The sequence below is a fragment of the Streptomyces brasiliensis genome (genome assembly GCF_014647875.1).
GTDB classification, from domain to species: Bacteria; Actinomycetota; Actinomycetes; order Streptomycetales; family Streptomycetaceae; genus Streptomyces; species Streptomyces brasiliensis.
Genome location: NZ_BMQA01000006.1, coordinates 192292 through 210668 on the forward strand (window position 1 = coordinate 192292; position 18377 = coordinate 210668).

General features: G+C 68.3%; 14 protein-coding genes and 1 pseudogene. 11 read left to right on the forward strand and 4 right to left on the reverse strand.

The window, feature by feature from the left end; genetic code table 11:
* Nucleotides 1–16 precede the first annotated feature (16 nt).
* Entirely contained in the window at nt 17–598 is a 582-nt protein-coding gene (locus IEZ19_RS12000) for a TetR/AcrR family transcriptional regulator (protein ID WP_189311123.1), read from the forward strand.
* 72 nt (nt 599–670) lie between these two features.
* Nucleotides 671–1447, forward strand: a complete 777-nt coding sequence (locus IEZ19_RS12005) for an SDR family NAD(P)-dependent oxidoreductase (RefSeq protein ID WP_189311124.1) — start codon at nt 671–673, stop codon at nt 1445–1447.
* 10 nt (nt 1448–1457) lie between these two features.
* Here IEZ19_RS12005 and IEZ19_RS12010 read toward each other — a convergent pair whose 3' ends face one another.
* The gene (locus IEZ19_RS12010) at nt 1458–2384 is read right to left on the reverse strand and encodes an oxidoreductase (protein ID WP_189311125.1); all 927 of its coding nucleotides are present in this window, start codon (nt 2382–2384) and stop codon (nt 1458–1460) included.
* Between the two features lie 224 nt (nt 2385–2608).
* Between IEZ19_RS12010 and IEZ19_RS12015 the strand changes: the two genes are divergently transcribed.
* The 6 genes from IEZ19_RS12015 (at nt 2609) to IEZ19_RS12040 (ending at nt 9705) form a co-directional block, all read left to right on the forward strand.
* Entirely contained in the window at nt 2609–2890 is a 282-nt protein-coding gene (locus tag IEZ19_RS12015; RefSeq protein WP_189311126.1) for a hypothetical protein, read from the forward strand.
* A gap of 5 nt (nt 2891–2895) precedes the next feature.
* Nucleotides 2896–7269, forward strand: coding sequence for a DUF6531 domain-containing protein (locus IEZ19_RS12020; RefSeq protein ID WP_189311127.1), 4374 nt, complete (start codon nt 2896–2898; stop codon nt 7267–7269).
* Nucleotides 7259–7756: an Imm50 family immunity protein gene (locus tag IEZ19_RS12025; protein WP_189311128.1), complete on the forward strand. Its 498-nt coding sequence runs from the start codon at nt 7259–7261 to the stop codon at nt 7754–7756. The genes IEZ19_RS12020 and IEZ19_RS12025 overlap by 11 nt, the downstream gene beginning before the upstream one ends.
* The gene (locus IEZ19_RS12030; RefSeq protein WP_189311129.1) at nt 7746–8153 is read left to right on the forward strand and encodes an Imm50 family immunity protein; all 408 of its coding nucleotides are present in this window, start codon (nt 7746–7748) and stop codon (nt 8151–8153) included. Before IEZ19_RS12025 ends, IEZ19_RS12030 begins: the two co-directional genes overlap by 11 nt.
* Nucleotides 8154–8269: 116 nt before the next feature.
* On the forward strand, nt 8270–9052 hold the full coding sequence (locus tag IEZ19_RS12035) for a DUF4253 domain-containing protein (protein ID WP_189311130.1): 783 nt from the start codon (nt 8270–8272) through the stop codon (nt 9050–9052).
* Between the two features lie 95 nt (nt 9053–9147).
* Nucleotides 9148–9705 (forward strand): DUF4232 domain-containing protein, encoded by a 558-nt coding sequence (locus IEZ19_RS12040; protein ID WP_189311131.1) that lies wholly within the window; start codon nt 9148–9150, stop codon nt 9703–9705.
* 677 nt (nt 9706–10382) lie between these two features.
* On the opposite strand, the gene IEZ19_RS12045 is transcribed toward IEZ19_RS12040, so the two are convergent.
* A complete protein-coding gene (locus IEZ19_RS12045) occupies nt 10383–11072 on the reverse strand; it encodes a TetR/AcrR family transcriptional regulator (RefSeq protein WP_189311132.1) in 690 nt (229 codons plus the stop codon).
* A 185-nt stretch (nt 11073–11257) separates the two neighbouring features.
* Between IEZ19_RS12045 and IEZ19_RS12050 the strand changes: the two genes are divergently transcribed.
* Nucleotides 11258–12457: an SDR family NAD(P)-dependent oxidoreductase gene (locus IEZ19_RS12050; RefSeq protein ID WP_308428951.1), complete on the forward strand. Its 1200-nt coding sequence runs from the start codon at nt 11258–11260 to the stop codon at nt 12455–12457.
* Between the two features lie 129 nt (nt 12458–12586).
* On the opposite strand, the gene IEZ19_RS12055 is transcribed toward IEZ19_RS12050, so the two are convergent.
* On the reverse strand, nt 12587–12793 hold the full coding sequence (locus IEZ19_RS12055) for a nuclear transport factor 2 family protein (protein ID WP_189311133.1): 207 nt from the start codon (nt 12791–12793) through the stop codon (nt 12587–12589).
* Here IEZ19_RS12055 and IEZ19_RS53430 point away from each other — a divergent pair.
* Nucleotides 12779–12826 (forward strand): annotated as a pseudogene (locus tag IEZ19_RS53430) (hypothetical protein); the annotation flags it as partial. The gene IEZ19_RS12055 and the pseudogene IEZ19_RS53430 overlap by 15 nt on opposite strands.
* Nucleotides 12827–13111: 285 nt before the next feature.
* Nucleotides 13112–14599 (forward strand): MFS transporter, encoded by a 1488-nt coding sequence (locus IEZ19_RS12060; protein WP_229840237.1) that lies wholly within the window; start codon nt 13112–13114, stop codon nt 14597–14599.
* Nucleotides 14600–15230: 631 nt separating this feature from the next.
* Here IEZ19_RS12060 and ppdK read toward each other — a convergent pair.
* Complete coding sequence (gene ppdK / locus IEZ19_RS12065; RefSeq protein WP_189311135.1) at nt 15231–17951, reverse strand: pyruvate, phosphate dikinase; 2721 nt, start codon at nt 17949–17951, stop codon at nt 15231–15233.
* Nucleotides 17952–18377 lie beyond the last annotated feature (426 nt).

An 18377-nucleotide genomic window follows, 5' to 3' on the forward strand; every position in this document is an offset into this window, starting at 1 on the left:
ACCTAGGCTGCACCACGTGGCCAGGACCAAGGAGTTCGATCCCGACGCCGCGCTGCAGTCGGCCATGGAGCTGTTCTGGCGGCGCGGCTACGAGGCGACGTCGATGGCGGACCTCGTCGAGCACCTGGGCATCGGCCGCGCCAGCCTCTACGCGACCTTCGGCAGCAAGCACGACCTGTACCTGAAGGCGTTCGACCGGTACTGCGACAACCGCGACGCCCTGCTGCTGCGCGAACTGTCCGCACCGGGCCCCGCACTGCCCGCCGTACGAGGCGTCCTCCGCAGATTCGCCGGCGAGGCGGCCGAGGAACGGCGGCTGTGCGGCTGCCTGGTCACCAACACCGCAACGGAACTGGCACCGCACGACCCGGAGGCGGCCCGCCGGGTGGAGCAGCGCTGGGACTACATGGAGACCCTGCTCCACTCGGCGCTGGTGCGCGCGCAGGCGCAGGGCGAACTGCCCGAGGACCGCGACCCGCGCACGCTCGCCCGCATGCTGCTGGTGGTGATGCAGGGCCTGCGCGTCGTGGGCAAGGCGTCACCGGACCCGACCCGCGTCCGGGACGCGGCGGAACAGGTGCTGGCCCTGCTGGACTGACCCCGTGCACCGATGTCCACGACTCTGTTCGGGCCCGGATACTGAACCGATCGTTCAAATAAGGGGGATATCATGACCACCCGAATCGCCACGCGTTTCCGTGGCCGTACCGCCCTGGTCACGGGGGCCGGATCCGGCATCGGACGGGCGATCGCGCTCGCGTTCGCCGCCGAGGGTGCCCAGGTCGTCGTCGCCGGACGACGTCCGGAGCCGCTGGACGAGACGGTCGCGCTGATCGAGAAGCGGGGCGGCGAGGCGCTCGCGGTGCCGACGGACGTCTCGCGGTCCGCCGACGCCGAGGCGCTGGTCGCGGCGGCGGTGGACCGGTACGGCTCGCTGGACGTGGCGGTCAACAACGCGGGCGTCTTCCGGGGCGGGCGCCCCCTGGCCGACCTGTCGGAGGCCGACTGGCGCACGCAGCTCGACATCAACGTCACGGGGGTCTTCCTGGCCCTGAGGGCGGAGACAGCCCGCATGCGCAGGCAGCCGACGGGCGGCGCGATCGTCAACGTCTCCTCCACGTTCGGACCGCACACCACGTCCCCCGGGGCCGCCGCCTACTCGGCGACCAAGGCCGCCGTGACGGCGCTGAGCCGCGGCGCCGCCCTGGACCACATCCGCGACGGCGTCCGCATCAACGTGGTCAGCCCCGGAGCCACCGCCACCCCCATGTCCCTGCGCCCGGGCGAGACGGAGACCGACCGCGCGGAACGGGTGAGGGCCACGCTTCCGCTGGGCCGGATCTCGACGACGGAGGAGGTGGCCGCGGCGGTCCTGTACCTGGCCTCGGACGACGCGGCGACGGTCGTCGGCACGGACTTGGTGGTGGACAGCGGAGGTTCGCTGTGACCGGCGGCGATCACACCTTGAGCGCGGCGTACGTCACCCCGGTCGACTCCTCGGACTGCGCCCAAAGCCGTTCCCCCGCCCGGTCGTCGAGCGTCCACGGCGCCCGCCACGAGGACGCGGGCCGGCCACGCCACCCAGCGATGGACGGACCGGTGAAGGAGTCGGGACGCACGCCGGGCTCGGTGGCGGCGTACAGCGAAGGCAGGGCACCCGCCTCGGCAGACTGCGCGAACACACGATTGCCGGCCCGCATGAACTGCTCGGCGACACGTCGCCCTTCCGCACGCGGACCGGCGGTCTGGAGGTTGGTGGCGGCGTACCCGGGATGGGCGGCGGCCGCGACGACATCGGAGCCGGACACCGCGAGCCGCCGGGCCAGCTCATGCGTGAAGAGCAGGTTGGCGCTCTTGGACCGCCCATAGGCGACCCAACGCCGATACCGAAGCTCGCTGTTGAAGTCGCCGAGATCGATATTGGCGATGACGTGCATGATGCTGGACACGGTCACGACGCGGGCGGCGGGCGCTGCGAGCAGGACGGGCAGCAGGAGCCCGGTGAGGGCGAAGTGCCCCAGATGATTGACCCCGAACTGCGTCTCGAACCCGTCGGCCGTGACCCCGTACGGCGGCGCCATCACACCGGCGTTGTTGACGAGCAGATCGAGCCGCCCGTAGGAGAACCCGTCGGCGAACTCCCGCACGGACCCCAGATCCCCGAGATCCACCCGCCCGAACTCGGCTTCGGCACCCGGCACTTCGGCCACGATCCGATCGGCAGCCGCACTCCCCCGCACCGCACTCCGGCAGGCGAGCACCACCCGGGCCCCCTTCCGGGCCAACTCCCGCGCGGTGACGTATCCGATGCCACTGTTGGCCCCGGTGACGACGGCGACGCGTCCGCTCAGGTCGGGAATGTCACTGGCCGTCCAGCCGGACATGACACCACTCCCTCCACCGCCGACTCCACTGCCTCAAGCCTAGGCACCCATGGGTCCCTCTCGGCCTGGAGCGACGGCCACTCGATCGACGATCTTTGCCCGGGCTTGAGCTCGCCCATACCTCCCGCATAACCGCTCTCTCTAGTGTCGTGGGGTTGACATGTGCACATGCGTGAATACGGGGGTGGGTTCGCGTGTCGGACCTGAGGAAAGAAGCCGCGTCCATGCACAAGGCGGCGTCGGGACTGCGGACGGTGGGGCATCACACGGCGAAGCCGCTGGCGGACTTCAAGGAGCAACAGCACGATCTCAAGGCGCTTGGGGCGTTGGGGTCGTTGCTGGGCGCGAAGGGCGAGATAGAGAAGGGCATGACCACCCTGTCCAAACTGACCACGCAGCTGGAGGAGGAGTGGGAGGCGGAGGCGAAGCTGATCGGTGAGGTGTCCGACGCCTTCGATCTGCTGGACATTCTGCTGGCGGCCGAGGCCCGGGCGAAGAAGGGCTGAGGTCGGTGGTCGACCTCAATCCACTGCACTACATCAACAAGTTCAACCACATGTTCGGCGACTCGGTCGCCAGCGGACTGGAGTTCCTGGGCATCTCGGATCCGGCGGTGGACCCGGACGGGGTGCGGGAGATCGCGAAGAAGTGGCGGCATCTGGCGAAGGGCCTGGAGGACGCGTCCTCGGCCGCCGAACGGGCCCTGTCCGGCGTGGAGTGGGAGGGCAAGGCCGCCAAGGCCTTCCACAAGCGGTCCAGGGCCGCCCGTAAGAGTGCGACCGAGATGGCGCACGCCCTGCGCGACGGCGCGAAGGCACTGGACGACTTCGCGGACAAGGCACACGAACTCCTCTCCGAGATCGGCGTGATCCTCGCGGAGATAGTCGAGTTCGAGATCGCGGGACTGGCCCTGTCCGTGCTCACCGCCGGCGCCTCCGAGGTGGCCTCCACCCTGATGGCCGGCGAGCGGGCCCTGAAGGTGGTCGCGCTGGTCGGCCGGATCGAGGAGGAGGGCACGGCACTCGGCTCCGTGGTGCGGGGGGTGCTGGAGGTCATCCGGGGCGTGGAGCGGGCGCTGAAGGCGCTCAAGGAGATCCGCGGGGTCGCCGCGGTGGCCAGGATGGCCAAGGGCGGGCTGGAATTCACGGCCTTCCAGACCATGCTGGAGGATCCCTCCGCGTTCAAGGATCCTGACAAACTCGCCGGGATCCTGGCCGAGGGCGCGCTGATGGGTGTCGGGTTCGGGGTGCTGGGCAAGGCGCTCGGCAAGGGACTGAAGGCACTGGGCCCGGCCGCACTGGCCAAACTCAGCAAGGCCATGGGGCTGGACTGTGCGGCCTTCGAGCGCCTCAAGCTCAACCCGGCCTTCGACAAGTTGCCGGCGTCGATCCGCAACATGGTCAAGAAGTTCGTACGGGACCCGATCGACGTGGCCACCGGCGACATGTCCTTGACCCGCACGGATGTGACCCTGCCGGGCGTACTCCCGCTGGTCCTGGAGCGCACGCACGTGTCCTCGTACCGGTGGGGCGGCTGGTTCGGCCCGTCCTGGGCCTCCACCCTCGACCAGCGCATCCAGGCCGACGACGAGGGATTCGTCTACGCGACCGCCGACGGTGCCCGTCTGTGCTTCCCCCGACCGGATGCGGACACCGGCGAATCCGTCCGGCCGGAAACTCCCGGCTCACGCGTCACACTCGCCTGGGACACCGGGACCGACGGCGCCGTCCGCGTCGACGATCCCGACTCCGGCCTGGCGTACGTGTTCCACAGCCCTGTCGCGGCAGCCGATGACACGGCCGTGGACCTGCCGCTGCAGCACATCCAGGACCGTAACGGCAATCGCATCACCGTCGAGTACGACGAGGGCGACGTCCCCGGCGCGGTGGTCCACTCCGGCGGCTACCGGATCGCCATCGACCACGACCACGCGCGCTGCCGCATCACGGGCCTGCGCCTGATCGACCCCGCGCATCCGAACCGGCCCGGCACCACCCTGCTCACTTTCGCCTACGACGAGCGTGGCCACCTGACGGAGGAGATCAACTCCTCAGGTCTGCCGATGCGGTACACCTACGACACCGAGGGCCGTATCACCTCGTGGACCGACCGTAACGACACGACCTACTGGTACGGGTACGACGAGCGGGGCCGCGTCATAGCCACCGGCGGCACCGGCAACGCCCTCGCCTCCACCCTCACCTACGACACCGGCACTCGCACCACCCGCGTCACCGACTCCCTCGGTCACATCCGCGTCTACGAGCACAACGAGAATCTACGCCTCGTGCGGGAGACCGACCCGCTCGGCAACGTCACGACCCAGGAGTGGGACGACAAGCACCAGCTCACCGCGGTGACGGACCCGCTCGGCTGCACCACCCGGTACCGGTACGACGAGCTCGGGCACATCATTTCGATCCTGCGCGCCGACGGGCAGGAAACGACCACTCGATACAACCAGTCCGGACGGCCCGTTCTGGTGACACTTCCGGGTGGTGCAGTCTGGCGGCAGGAGTACGACGACCGCGGCAACCGAATGGCAGTCACCGATCCCTCGGGGGCCACCACACGTCGTTCTTACGACAGGTACGGGCGTCTTGTGGCGGTCACTGATCCACTCGGCTGTGTGACCCGCATGCGCTGCGACGCCGCCGGTCTCCCGTTGGAGATCTCGGACTCTTCGGGTTCGGTCACTCGTTGCGACCGGGATGCGTTCGGGCGCGCGATTGCCATCACTGACGCGGTGCGCGCGACAACCCGGCTGGAGTGGACAGTCGAGGGCCTGCTTGTGCGGCGTACCACACCGGACGGTGCGTCCGAGACGTGGACGTACGACGGCGAAGGCAACTGCCTCAGCCACACCGACCCGGTCGGCGGCACCACTTCTTTCGAGTACACGCACTTCGACCTCGTCGGTGCGCGTACAGGCCCCGACGGTGTGCGCCATGTGTTCGTCCATGACACCGAGCTGCGCCTCACACAGGTCATCGACCCGATCGGCCGCTCCTGGACGTATGAGTACGACGCCGCCGGTCGCCTCGTGGCAGAGACCGATTTCGACCGCCGCATGCGCAGTTACACCCTTGATGCCGCGGGCCGGCTCGTACGTCGGGTCAACGCGCTCGGTCAGACGGTGAGTTACACGCGAAACACGCTCGGTCAGATGATTCGCAAGGACGTCGAAGGACGGATCACGACTTTTGCATACGCCCCGTCCGGTCGACTGATCCATGCTGTCGGTCCTGACGCCGCAGTCGAGTTGGAGCTCGACGAGCGGGGTTTGAGGCGGTCGGAGACGGTGAACGACCGCACGCTTCACTACGCTTACGACGCCCTCGGCAGACGGGTCCAGCGGACCACTCCCGCGGGAGCGACCAGTTCCTGGCGATACGACGAGGCCGGCCGTGTGGCTGAAGTCGGCGCCGCGGGGCGCTCCATCACCTTCGACCGGGACGCGGCGGGCCGGGAAACCGCCCGACGCTTCGGTGACACCGTCATGGTGGCTCAGACGTTCGACGAGGTGGGGCGCCTCGCCACACAGGACGTCCGCTCAGGACCAGACATGATCCAGCATCGGGCCTTCACGTACCGCGCCGATGGTGCCCTGATCCAGGTCGACGACCACTTGAACGGCAGCCGCCGTTTCGACGTCGACGCCGGTGGCCGCGTCACCGCCGTCCATGCCGCACGGTGGACGGAGACCTACGCCTATGACGACATCGGCAATCAGACCTTCGCCGACTGGCCGGCGGCTCACCCAGGACAGGAAGCCACGGGGGCGAGAACGTACGAGGGCACTCGGATCACGCGTGCCGGAGACGTCCGATACGAGCACGACGCCGTCGGCCGCATTGTGCTGCGCCAGAAGATCCGCTTGTCCCGGAAGCCGGACACCTGGCGCTTCTTCTGGGACGCCGAGGACCGGCTGACGTCCGTCATCACCCCGGACGGCACCCGTTGGCTCTATCGCTACGACCCCTTGGGGCGCCGGGTCGCGAAGCGACGTCTCGCAGCCGATGGTGAAAGTGTCGTCGAGGAGACGACCTTCACTTGGGACGGGCACACTCTTTGCGAACAGGTCAGCACGGCTGAGGGTCGAACAAGCCCGATAGTCCTCACATGGGACCACGACGGGACGCGTCCGCTGGCTCAGACGGAGCGTCTGATCGACACGCACGCTCCACAAAGCGTGATCGACCAACGCTTTTTCGCCATCGTCACCGACCTCGTCGGCACGCCGGCGGAACTCGTCGACGAATCGGGCGACATAGCCTGGCGCACCCGGGCGACGCTCTGGGGCAGCACCACGTGGAATGCCGATGCGACCGCTTATACGCCCCTGCGCTTCCCAGGGCAGTACTACGACCGTGAAACAGGCCTCCACTACAACTACTTCCGTACATACGACCCGGAGACGGCGCGCTATCTCACCGTCGATCCGCTCGGCCTGGCGCCTGCCCCGAACCCAGTCGCCTACGTGCACAACCCTCACACATGGATCGACCCCCTCGGCCTCACGCCTGGGTGCGGCGAACCGGTCGGCCGAACGTTCGATGAAGCCAAGGCGCAGGCTCTGCGGGATGCCGGCATTCCGGAGGGAGCGGAACCTCTCGAGGTCAACAACTGGGTCAAGGCCACGACACCGGAATGGCAGGGGGGCAGGCAACTCAAGGCCGAGAACGGCGAGATGATCTACTACACGGAGGAGGTCTACGAGCATCCCAACGGCGAGGACCTTATTGTTTTCCAGGACCACTGGTTCGGTCATCAGAAACCAGGCGAACCTGGATATCAGGGACCGCATGTCCATGTGAGACCGTTCGAGGACACGCGAAACGGGCAGGTTCCTGGCTGCGAGGAGCACTATTACTATGACCGTTGAAAGGCGCCTGGTGAATCCGGAGATGCTTCAGGCGATGTACGGAACGGTCCCGGAGTTGGCCGGCGTAAACGTCAGATCGATCAATCTCAGCCCCAGTGGGCCATCGGTCACGCTCCGTGTCGACTTGCCGGCCTTCCCGCGATCAGCACCTCCGGAATGGACCGATGCGGGTATGGATGCGGTTCAGTGCCAGCTCCAGTTCCTGGACGTGGAAAACATCTCCCTCACACACTGGGCACCACCGACGTCGGGTGACGTGGAGATGGAGCCGTGGGGCGAGCAGCGACGTATGCGAGTCACCGTCCGAGGCAGCGGGGTATCAATGGAATTCACCTGCTACGAGCTTGCGACAGTCAGTCACGTCAGCGCGTTCAAGATGCAGCCGGACGGTGCGGACGGCGGTCTTCATCTCTTCGCCGGCAAGCTGGACGCGCGACTCTACAAGTCCCTTCCCGGAACGGATGAGAGCAAGTTCTATGGGCGCTGACTGGCAACGGCTTCTCGCCGCTCCTGAATACTTGGGCGAACTGTACGGAACCAACCCACCGCCCCAGGACGCCTGCAATCTCTTCTACGTCCACATCGACGAACGGGACAACTCCGTGACCTTGGGACTCGGCACCCGCGAGTTCCCTGTGAATCCCCGCCCGGAATGGCAGGACAAGGGATTCAACGCCTTCGAGTTCTACCTCGTCTGCACAGATGTGACAGATCTTCGCGTCACGGGATGGGGGGCCGCCGAGGCCAGGCGGATTCACCTGACGGTCGGCAACGGCGGAACCTGCGATGTCGTTCTGGGCTCAGAGCATTCCGGGATCACCTTCCGGGCATCTGCGACCCATCTGCGGCGCCTCCGCGCCTACCTCGCCTCGGACAGCCCCTGAGAGGGCGACCATCTCATGGCCGGCATTCCACCGGCGGCCACCGGTGCGGGTCCGACGGCGGCATTCCCGCGCCGGGTGGCCCAGGTGATGTCAGAGGCGGCGTCTACCGTCCGGCCATGGACTTCCAGCTGCCCGCCGGGCTGCCTCCCGGCCGGTTCGTGAAGCATGGTGCGCTGCCCGTGTGGGTCTCGGACGAATTTCCCGAGGACATCGAGCAGTTGTGGCCCCGGCTGCTGGAGGACAGGACGAACGGGCTGTTCCCCGTTCTGTCCTGGCCGAGCGCCATGGGGAGGTCGTTTGATCTCGACCGGATCGGCGCCGTGCGCCTGGAGGAGGTGCTCGCGGCGGACTTCGCCGAGTACCGGCGCCGCAGGCTCCCGTTCTGGAGTGATCCGACGCCGGCTCCCGTGCCGGAGGGGATCGAACCGTGGCCGCACGACCCAGGCCCGCCCTATGAGCGGTGGCCGGGCCTGGCGCCGTCCATGCCGGTCACATCCGGCGGCCTCACACCCGAGGAGGCTTCGTCGAGGACACTGGCCTCGCTCATCCGTGCGGGCCGGTTCGGGCTGTACGACTGCCGGCTCACCCTCGTGCCCGCCTCGCGCGGCAGCGACGTGGTGGCCCTGCTCGGCTGGTCGGCCGAGGCCCCGCTGCCCTTGTTGTGCGCTCTGCTGCGGAGCTGGGAGGACCGGTACGGCGTGCGCGTGGTGGCCCTGTACGGCAGCGAACTGTGGGTCTCGGTGGCTCGTCCGCCCGTGGCGGCGGCACACGCGAACATACTGGCCCTGGAGCATGTGCTGTCGACCGCGGACAACATCGTGGACGACCCGCCCACGCCGTTCCCCGACTACGCGGCAGCGCTCGTGGGGCGCACCGACTGGTCGTTCTGGTGGGACTAGGACCTGTCGCCCCTCCCGCACAACTTTTCGCGCTGTGCGTGCATCCAACACAGTGACCTACATCCACCCATTCGCCCGATGGAGGCGGATGCGCCATGTTTCACTCCTCTCAACTCCTCTCCCGACGGGGGACCATCGCCTCTCTGACCGCCCTTTTCGCGGGGCTCGCGACCGCGGGGGTCGCGTGGGGGGCGTCGGCGGCGACGTCCCAGGCGACGGCGACGCACGCGGCACAAGCGGCGAGCGCCCTCCGCACCTGCTCCACAACCGACCTCTACCTCTCCATGGGCCGCAAGGAAGGCGCCGCAGGCTCCCTCTACTGGCCCGTGACCTTCACCAACACCAGCACCACCAGCTGTGCCCTGCGCGGCTACCCCGGTGTCAGTGTTCTGGACACCGCGCACAAGCAGATCGGACCGGCCGCCACCCGCACCGGCCGGGCCTACTCCACCGTCACGCTCACGCCCGGGCACTCCGCGTCCGCGGTGGTCCGTACCGCGAACGGTCCGGTCGGTGGGTCGTGTCTGCGTACCGGGGCCTATCTGAGGGTCTATCCGCCGGCTTCGTACAAGGCGGTCCTCGTGCCGGCTCCCTGGAAGATCTGCTCCGGTCTCTTCCAGGTCGGGCCCGTCAACACCCAGGGCGCCATCTGAGGAACAGCGCGAAAGGGGCGGCACCCCCGCACAGGGTGCAAGACCAACCCCCTGAACAGGGGATTCGGGGTCTGCCGCCCCTCACAGGGCACGTCGCTCAGCGCGGCCTCCATCATGTCGGCGGTCCGGTCGTCCTCCGCCTCCCACAGGTGGGTGTAGACGTTCAGCGTGATCGACGGCTTAGCGTGACCAAGCCTCATCTGGTCGACGGTGACGGCCGCCTTCACCGTGCAGGCCCGCGAGGTCACCGGGGCGCCGCTGCCCGAGGTGCGAGTGCTGGGCATCGACGAGACCCGCCGGGGCTGCACGAAGTGGGAACAGGACGCCGAAACCGGGAAGTGGCAGCTGGTGCGTGACCGTTGGCACACCGGCTTCGTCGGTGCGCTGGGCCCCGGCGGGCTGCTCGGCCAGGTCGAGGGCCGCACCGCCGCCGACGTGCCGGCCTGGCTGTCCACCACCGAGCTGACCTGGCGCAAGAACATCACCCACGTGGCCATCGACATGTCGGCCACCCGAAAGCCGAGCCAGCCTCGCCCAGGGTCCGCTACCTGCCGAGTAGACGGGCTGGCGAGGGTCGCTATCGAGAAGATGCACAAGCTCGCCCGGTTCGTGGACGAGCGGCAGGCCGCGGGAGAGCGCGGCGAGCGTCGTCCCCGAGCCGGCCGTCTCACCGTGTCTCACGGCGCCTGCGCCTCCAGATCGGTCAGATCTAGCTGCGTAGTACCAGCCGGAACGCCCCGTGTGCGTCCGTCGCACGCCCGATTTGGCAGCCAGCACTCCAGTGCCACGTCGGCGATGTCCTGGAGTTCGTCGCGGCCGAGGCCGCTGGCGGCCTGGACGGCGATGCCGAACGACACCGACATGACATATCGGGCGAGCCGTCGGGGGTCGGCGTCGCGCGGCAGATCGTCCTCGTCGACGGCCCGCTGGAAACGCTCCTCAAGGCGTAGAGCCGAAGCGTTCCGCCACTCGACCAGCATGTCGTGCGCGGGCCGCCCGACTTCGCTCGACGCCAGCGCGCCCTGCACGCCCAGGCATCCCGCAGGGCCGCCGGGGCGCGTCGTGGTCCGAACCGCTCCGCGGAGAATCGCCTCGACCACGCCTCGTGCGGTCGGCTCCTCCAGGGCGCGCGTCCCGTAGTCGGCCGGGCCCTCGGTGTAGCGCTCCAGAGCTTTGCGGAACAGCTCCTTCTTGTCGCCAAAGGCTGCATACAGGCTTGGCTTCGTGATGCCCATGGCCTTGGCCAGACAGGTGAGGCTGACCCCCTCGTATCCCCGTTCCCAGAACACCTGCATGGCGCGCTCAAGCGCCTCGTCGATATCGAATTCTCGAGGCCGACCCATGACGACGCTCCGCGAACCAGCCATGTGTGCAGCGTACTCCAGCCCCGAGCGGCGACCAGACTGAATTCTATACCGAACAGAATAGAAGTATTGCACTCTCGGTTCCTACCCACGACGGCAGTCACCGCGGAGGTTCGTGGAAGGCGTCGTCGCAGGTCAATCCGTCCGAGTGCACGCACTCCGCGGTTCGGGGCGACACAGAGGCCGGCATGTCCGAGAAGGAAGTACGCGAAGTCTTCGAGCGTCACATCCAGGCGCTCAACGCACATGAGTTCGATCGAATGACCGAGTTCATTCACGATGAGCTCACCGAGGACGGCCGGTCGGCCAGGCGGGACGACGTCATCGCGGAGCTGAAGGGGCACGGCGACGCAGCGCCGGACTTGGGTTCGGCCCGTCCCACCTCGGTGTCGGCACCTGCTGCCGGTGGTCACCCACGGTCGCGCGCAGCACGACCCACATCGCCGATTTGCAACTTCTATTCCAACCGGAATATAAGTCGGAGAGTCGAGGTTCCCCCACCGTGGCAGCCGCCGCGACCAGAGCGCGGGAGCGTCGCACGTCATCAGCACCCAGTACTGCCCGATCCAGGGCGAAAGAAAGGCATCATGTCTGACACCGACCTGCGCGACATCGAAGCGCTCGACGCCCGTAAGTCCGACGGCATCGCTGTTGTCACCGGCGCCAGCCGCGGCATCGGGGCGGCCATCGCCAGCCGTCTCGGCGCCGACGGGTACACCGTCGCAGTTCACTACCGCCAGGACTCGGCCGCCGCGGCCGACGTCGTCGAGAAGATCACCGCGGCCGGCGGCGCGGCGTTCTCCTTCGCCGCCGACCTGGCCGAACCCGACACCGGCACCGCCTTCTGGGCTTCCTACGACGCGGCCGCGGGCGCGCTGCGCGACGTGCCCGTGCGGGTGCTGGTGAACAACGCCGGGATCGTCGTCGACGGCGTCATCGAGGAGACCTCCACCGAGGACTTCAACCGCCTGCTGCAGGTCAACGCCACCGCGCCGTACCTGATCATCAAGGAAGCCCTGCCGCGGCTGGCCGACGGCGGACGCGTGGTGAACGTCTCCTCAGGCGCCACCCGCGTCCCCATGGCCGGCATCGCCGGATACACCATGTCCAAGGGGGCCCTCGAAGCTCTCACGGGCCCGCTCGCCCAGCACCTCGGCCCGCGCGGCATCACCGTCAACGCCATCCGCCCCGGCACCACCGACACCGACATGAACGCCGGCTGGTTGCGCGGCAACTCCGAGGCCGTCGCCAACATCGTCGGGCTGCGCGCGCTCCGCCGCATGGGCGGACCCGCCGACGTCGGCGACGTCGTCGCCCTTCTCGCTTCCCACGACGCCCGGTGGATCACGGGCCAAATCATCGACGCCACCGGCGGCGAGCGCCTGTAGGCGGTACCCCTCCGGGGACACGGGCGAGATCCGAGTCGCGACACAGTCGGCACTCGACGAGAGCCCGGCCGGCGGCCGGGCTCTCGGAGGTGCGGTGACTTCGGGTGGGGCGAGGGTCGGTTCCGGGCGTCACATTCCGAGTTGTCGCTGTACGGCCTGGGCGTCGATCAGGTAGTTCATCTCGTAGAAGCGTCCGTCACGGACCTTGTGGAAGGAGTGCTCGGCGTACTCGATCGTTTCGGAGGTCGGGGCGACGCCGAACCACTCCTTCGCGTAGGTGACGAACAGCAGCTGCGCGCGGGCGTGATCGCGACCGTGCCGATGAACCGCCTCCACGACCCCGCGGAGACCGCCGGCATCGTGGCGTTCCTCGCCTCCGACCGCAGCAGCTTCATGACCGGCGCGGAAGTCTACGTCGACGGCGGCGCCAGCCAGGTCCAGCCTTGGCGGGGTGCGCCGCCCACGCGCAGCGCACCCCGCCAGGCCGCAACCCGCGTGATGAGGCCGCAGCCATGCCCGCCGGCCACGCCGCGGCCTGCACGAACCCCGACACACGCCAGAACACCGTTGGCCCGCGTGCGGGAAACCCGCGCACACCTCACTCGAAAGGGGAAGGGGAACCGGCCAGAAACGGCACCGCTCCCCGGACCGCCCATGACCTCCTCCCAGACCCGGCCGCCTGACGCGGTCCCGGTCACACGTGCCCCAACCGTTGTACGCGACCTCAACTGGACGCCGGCCGTCTGGCTGCTGCTCGTCGCGGTCTGCGGTGCTCTTTTCCTTGACGGCCTCGACACCTCGATCATCGGGGTTGCCCTGCCGTCCATCGGCCATTCCCTGCATCTCGGGGCCAGCTCGCTGCAGTGGATCGTCAGCGGCTACGTCCTCGGCTTTGCCGGCCTGCTGTTGCTCGGTGGCCGGACTGCGGACCTGGTGAACCGACGGAATGTGTTCCTGGCCGCGGTCACCGTCTACGGCGTGGCCTCGATCGTGAGTGCGGGCCTGAGCGACCAGTTCGCGATCATCGCCCTCCGCTTCGTCAAGGGCGTAGCGGCAGCCTTCACGGTTCCCGCCGGCCTGTCCATCCTGACCACCACCTTCGCCGAAGGCCGGCCCCGCAACCGGGCGTTCGGGATCTACACCCTCTGCAGTGCCAGTGGGTACTCGTTGGGACTGGTCATCGGCGGCCTGCTGACCGAAGTCGGGTGGCGGGCCACGCTCCTGCTCCCCGGACCGGTCGCCTTGGTCTTCGTGGCCATCGGCTGGAAGGTGATCCCGAGGGCCGGGGCCGCGCGCGTCCGGCTGGCCCAGTTCGACCTGGGCGGCGCCCTCACCGCGACCGGCTCCCTGCTCGTGCTGGTCTACGCGGTCGTCGAAGCGCCGGCTCGGGGCTGGGCCAGCGTGCCGACCATCGGGCTGCTGGCGGTCAGCGCCGCGTCGATGGCCGCCTTCACCGTGATCGAGTTGCGCCACGACCATCCGCTGGTTCGCCTGGGCATCCTGCGCAGCCCCACGCTCGTCCACGCCAACCTGGCCGGCTTCGCGCTTTCCGGCGGCTTCGTCGCTTTCCAGTTCACCGCCACCCTGTACGTACAAGACGCCCTCGGCTGGTCGCCGATCGGCACGGCACTGGCCTTCCTCCCGGCCGGTGTAGTCGTGATCCTCGTGGCTCCCCGCCTAGGCCCGGTCATCGAGCGGCTCGGCACCAAGGCAGGCATCCTCGCTGGGCTGGTGTGCTGCGCCGCGGGCTACGCCCTGTTCCTGCGGACCACTCCGTCGATGCCGTACGCGGAGTTCCTGCTTCCGACCATGCTCCTGTTCGGGATCGGCTTCAGCCTGGCCTTCGCGTCCCTCAACGTCCAGGCGACCGCCGGAGTCGCCGACCATGAGCAGGGCCTGGCCTCAGGGCTGCTCAACACAAGCCTCCAGGCCGGCGCGGTCGTGGTGCTGGCCGTGACCTCCGCCGTCCTCAACGCCCCGGCGACTCCGGCCCGCGGCCAACTCCTGCCGGGAATGAAGAACGCGGTGGACGTGATCGTCGGCGTGCTCGCCGGCGCCTCGCTGCTCACCGCGGCCTACTTGAGCTCCAGGCGCGGGCGGGCCACGCCGGCCGACAACGCAATCGTCTCACCAGAACACTGAGGTACCTGCCATGACAGTCATCGGCATTATCGACGTCGGCAAGGTCGGCAGCCAACTCGCCCGTGCTGCGCTTATGAGCGGCTACTAGGTCGTCATCGACAACTCACGCGGCCCCCGAGACGCTCAAGCACCTCATCGACGAACTCGGCCCCTCCGCGCGGGCCGCGACCGCGGCCGGCGCTGCCACCGCCGGTGACTTCGCCATGATGTGCTCGACTTGGGTGGCTGTGGGCCATGTGTGGGCCAAAGTGCTGGCAGGTGGGGCCGATTGGTGCATTGGCGCAGCTCAGAGTGGGTATCGGTCATGACATCGCGACGCTCTTGAAAACCGTCGTGGCAGCGACGTCACCGTGGGTTCAAATCCCACCGCCTCCGCGCAGGTCATAGATGTCGCAGGTCAAAAGGCTGGCCTCCCATGCGCGTGGCCAGGGGCTCGGCGCGGAGCTGTGCGCATCGTCCGAACAGGACGACCGTGGCTCACCGATGCAGGAAGGGGCGGCACCCCCGCACAGGGTGCCGCCCCTTCTTCTTGGTGTGCCGGAGCCGTCGCCGATCGGTCTGAGGGTCGGGGACCGACGACGGCTCCGGGGTCGGGGGAGGCCCAGCGTCGCGGCCGGGTCTCCGGAGGTGGTCAGCGGTGGTCGCTGCCCGTCGACTGCGTCGCCGCGCGGCCGGCCTCGAGGCGGGCCACCGGGATGCGGAACGGGGAGCAGGAGACGTAGTCCAGTCCGACCTCGTGGAAGAAGTGGACCGACTCCGGGTCGCCGCCGTGCTCGCCGCAGACGCCGAGCTTCAGGTCGGGGCGGGTCTCGCGGCCCGCCGCAGCCGCCGCCTTCACCAGCGAGCCGACGCCGTCCTTGTCGATCGTCTCGAAGGGCGACACCCCGAAGATGCCCTTCTCCAGGTACGCCGTGAAGAACGAGGCCTCCACGTCGTCCCGGCTGAAGCCCCATACCGTCTGCGTGAGGTCGTTCGTGCCGAAGCTGAAGAACTCCGCCGCCTCCGCGATCTGGCCCGCCGTCAGCGCGGCGCGCGGCAGCTCGATCATCGTGCCGATCGCCAGCTTCAGCTCCGCACCCGTCGCCGCCTGGACCTCCGCGATGACCTCGTCGGCCTCCTCGCGGACGATCTCCAGCTCCTGGACGGTGCCGACGAGCGGGATCATGATCTCGGCGCGCGGGTCGCCCTTGGCCGCCTTGCGCTCGGCCGCGGCCTCCGCGATCGCCCGGACCTGCATCGTGAACAGACCGGGGATGACCAGGCCGAGACGCACGCCTCGCAGGCCCAGCATCGGGTTGGCCTCGTGCAGGCGGTGCACCGCCTGGAGCAGGCGCAGGTCGTTCTCGTTCGGGTCCTTCCGCGCCTCCGCCAGCGCGACGCGCACCGACAGCTCGGTGATGTCCGGGAGGAACTCGTGCAGCGGCGGGTCGAGGAGACGGATCGTGACCGGCAGGCCGTCCATGGCCTCGAACAGCTCCACGAAGTCCTGCTTCTGGAGCGGCAGCAGCTCCTTCAGGGACTCCTCGCGCTCCGCCTCCGTGTCGGCCAGGATGAGGCGCTCCACCAGCTCGCGGCGGTCACCGAGGAACATGTGCTCCGTACGGCACAGACCGATGCCCTGGGCGCCGAAGCGACGGGCGCGCAGCGCGTCCTCGGCGTTGTCCGCGTTGGCGCGCACCCGCAGGCGGCGCTTGCGGTCCGCGAAGGCCATGATGCGGTGGACGGCCTCGACCAGCTCGTCGGCGTCGTCGGCGCCCGCGTGCATCCGGCCCTCGAAGTACTCGACCACCGGGGAGGGGACCACCGGGACCTCGCCCAGGTAGACCTTGCCGGTCGAGCCGTCGATGGAGATCACGTCGCCCTCCTCGACCACGTGACCGCCCGGCACGACCATCCGGCGCCGCTTGGTGTCGACCTCCAGCTCCTCCGCGCCGCAGACACAGGTCTTGCCCATGCCGCGCGCGACCACGGCCGCGTGGGAGGTCTTGCCGCCGCGCGAGGTCAGGATGCCCTCGGCCGCGATCATGCCGTCGAGGTCGTCGGGGTTCGTCTCCCGGCGGACCAGGATGACCTTCTCGCCCGAACGGGACCACTTCACCGCGGTGTACGAGTCGAAGACCGCCTTGCCGACCGCCGCGCCCGGCGAGGCCGCGATGCCCCGGCCGACCTGCTCGGTCTTGGCGTGCTCGTCGAAGCGCGGGAACATCAGCTGGGCCAGCTGGGCGCCGGTGACGCGCTGGAGCGCCTCGGTCTCGTCGATGAGGCCCTGGTCCACCAGCTGAGTCGCGATGCGGAAGGCCGCTCCCGCCGTGCGCTTGCCGACGCGCGTCTGCAGCATCCACAACTGCCCGCGCTCGATGGTGAACTCGATGTCGCAGAGATCCTTGTAGTGGTTCTCCAGGGTCTCCATGATCTGCATGAGCTGGTCGTACGACTTCTTGTCGATCTTCTCCAGCTCCGCGAGCGCAACGGTGTTGCGGATGCCCGCGACCACGTCCTCGCCCTGGGCGTTCTGCAGGTAGTCGCCGTAGACGCCCTGGTGGCCGGAGGCGGGGTCGCGGGTGAAGGCGACGCCCGTGCCGGAGTCGGGGCCGAGGTTGCCGAAGACCATCGAGCAGACGTTGACGGCGGTGCCGAGGTCGTGCGGGATGCGCTCCTGACGGCGGTAGAGCTTGGCGCGGTCGGTGTTCCAGGAGTCGAAGACCGCGTGGATCGCGAGGTCCATCTGCTCGCGCGGGTCCTGCGGGAAGTCCCGGCCGGCCTCCTTCTTGACGATCTTCTTGAAGGTGGTGACCAGCTTCTTCAGGTCAGCGGCCTCCAGCTCGGTGTCGACCGTGACCTTCTTGGTCTCCTTGGCCTTGTCGAGCGCGTCCTCGAAGAGGTCGCCGTCGACGCCGAGCACGGTCTTGCCGAACATCTGGATCAGGCGGCGGTACGAGTCCCAGGCGAACCGCTCGTCACCGGCCTGCTTGGCCAGCCCCTGCACCGACTTGTCAGAGAGGCCGATGTTCAGGACGGTGTCCATCATGCCGGGCATGGAGAACTTCGCCCCGGAACGGACGGAGACGAGGAGGGGGTTGTCGGCCTGGCCGAGCTTCTTGCCCATGCGCTGCTCCAGCGCGTCGAGGTGCGCACTCACCTCGTCACGCAGTGCCGCCGGCTCCTCGCCACTGTCGAGGTAGACCTTGCAGGCCTCAGTGGTGATCGTGAAGCCCGGAGGGACGGGAAGGCCCAGGTTCGTCATCTCGGCGAGGTTCGCACCCTTACCGCCGAGGAGGTCCTTGAGGTCCTTGTTGCCCTCGGTGAAGTCGTAAACGAACTTCACTACGTGGGGTTCTTTGATTTCCGACACGGGTCTCGACTCCTCGAGGACTCGGTGGCTGCCCTGACGTGCAGGAACATACCCAGATCGAAGGCATCTGGGTACGTCCACTCACGCGTCATCCGCGCGCAACCAGCCGCCATCCACCGGATCGGAAGTCAAAGCTTGGCAAGCTCCGGGTGGCTGACGTTTTCACTTCTTGAACGCATCTGGCCCAGAAGGGCTTAATTTCGCTCAGATGAGCACCCTTACCGCACGTCTGATTTCGATCGATGAACGATCAAGGGGTGGCACCCAGTGCCACCCCTTGGAGAAGTGCAGTCGCCCAAGATCCGCTCATCTGAGCGGAACCCTTATCAAGGGTGGCGTGAATCACGCCTCAAGGACGGCTGGATTTCACCATGCGGACACGAAAACGGACGGGAAACATCCCCGACATACGACGGTCCGGAACCG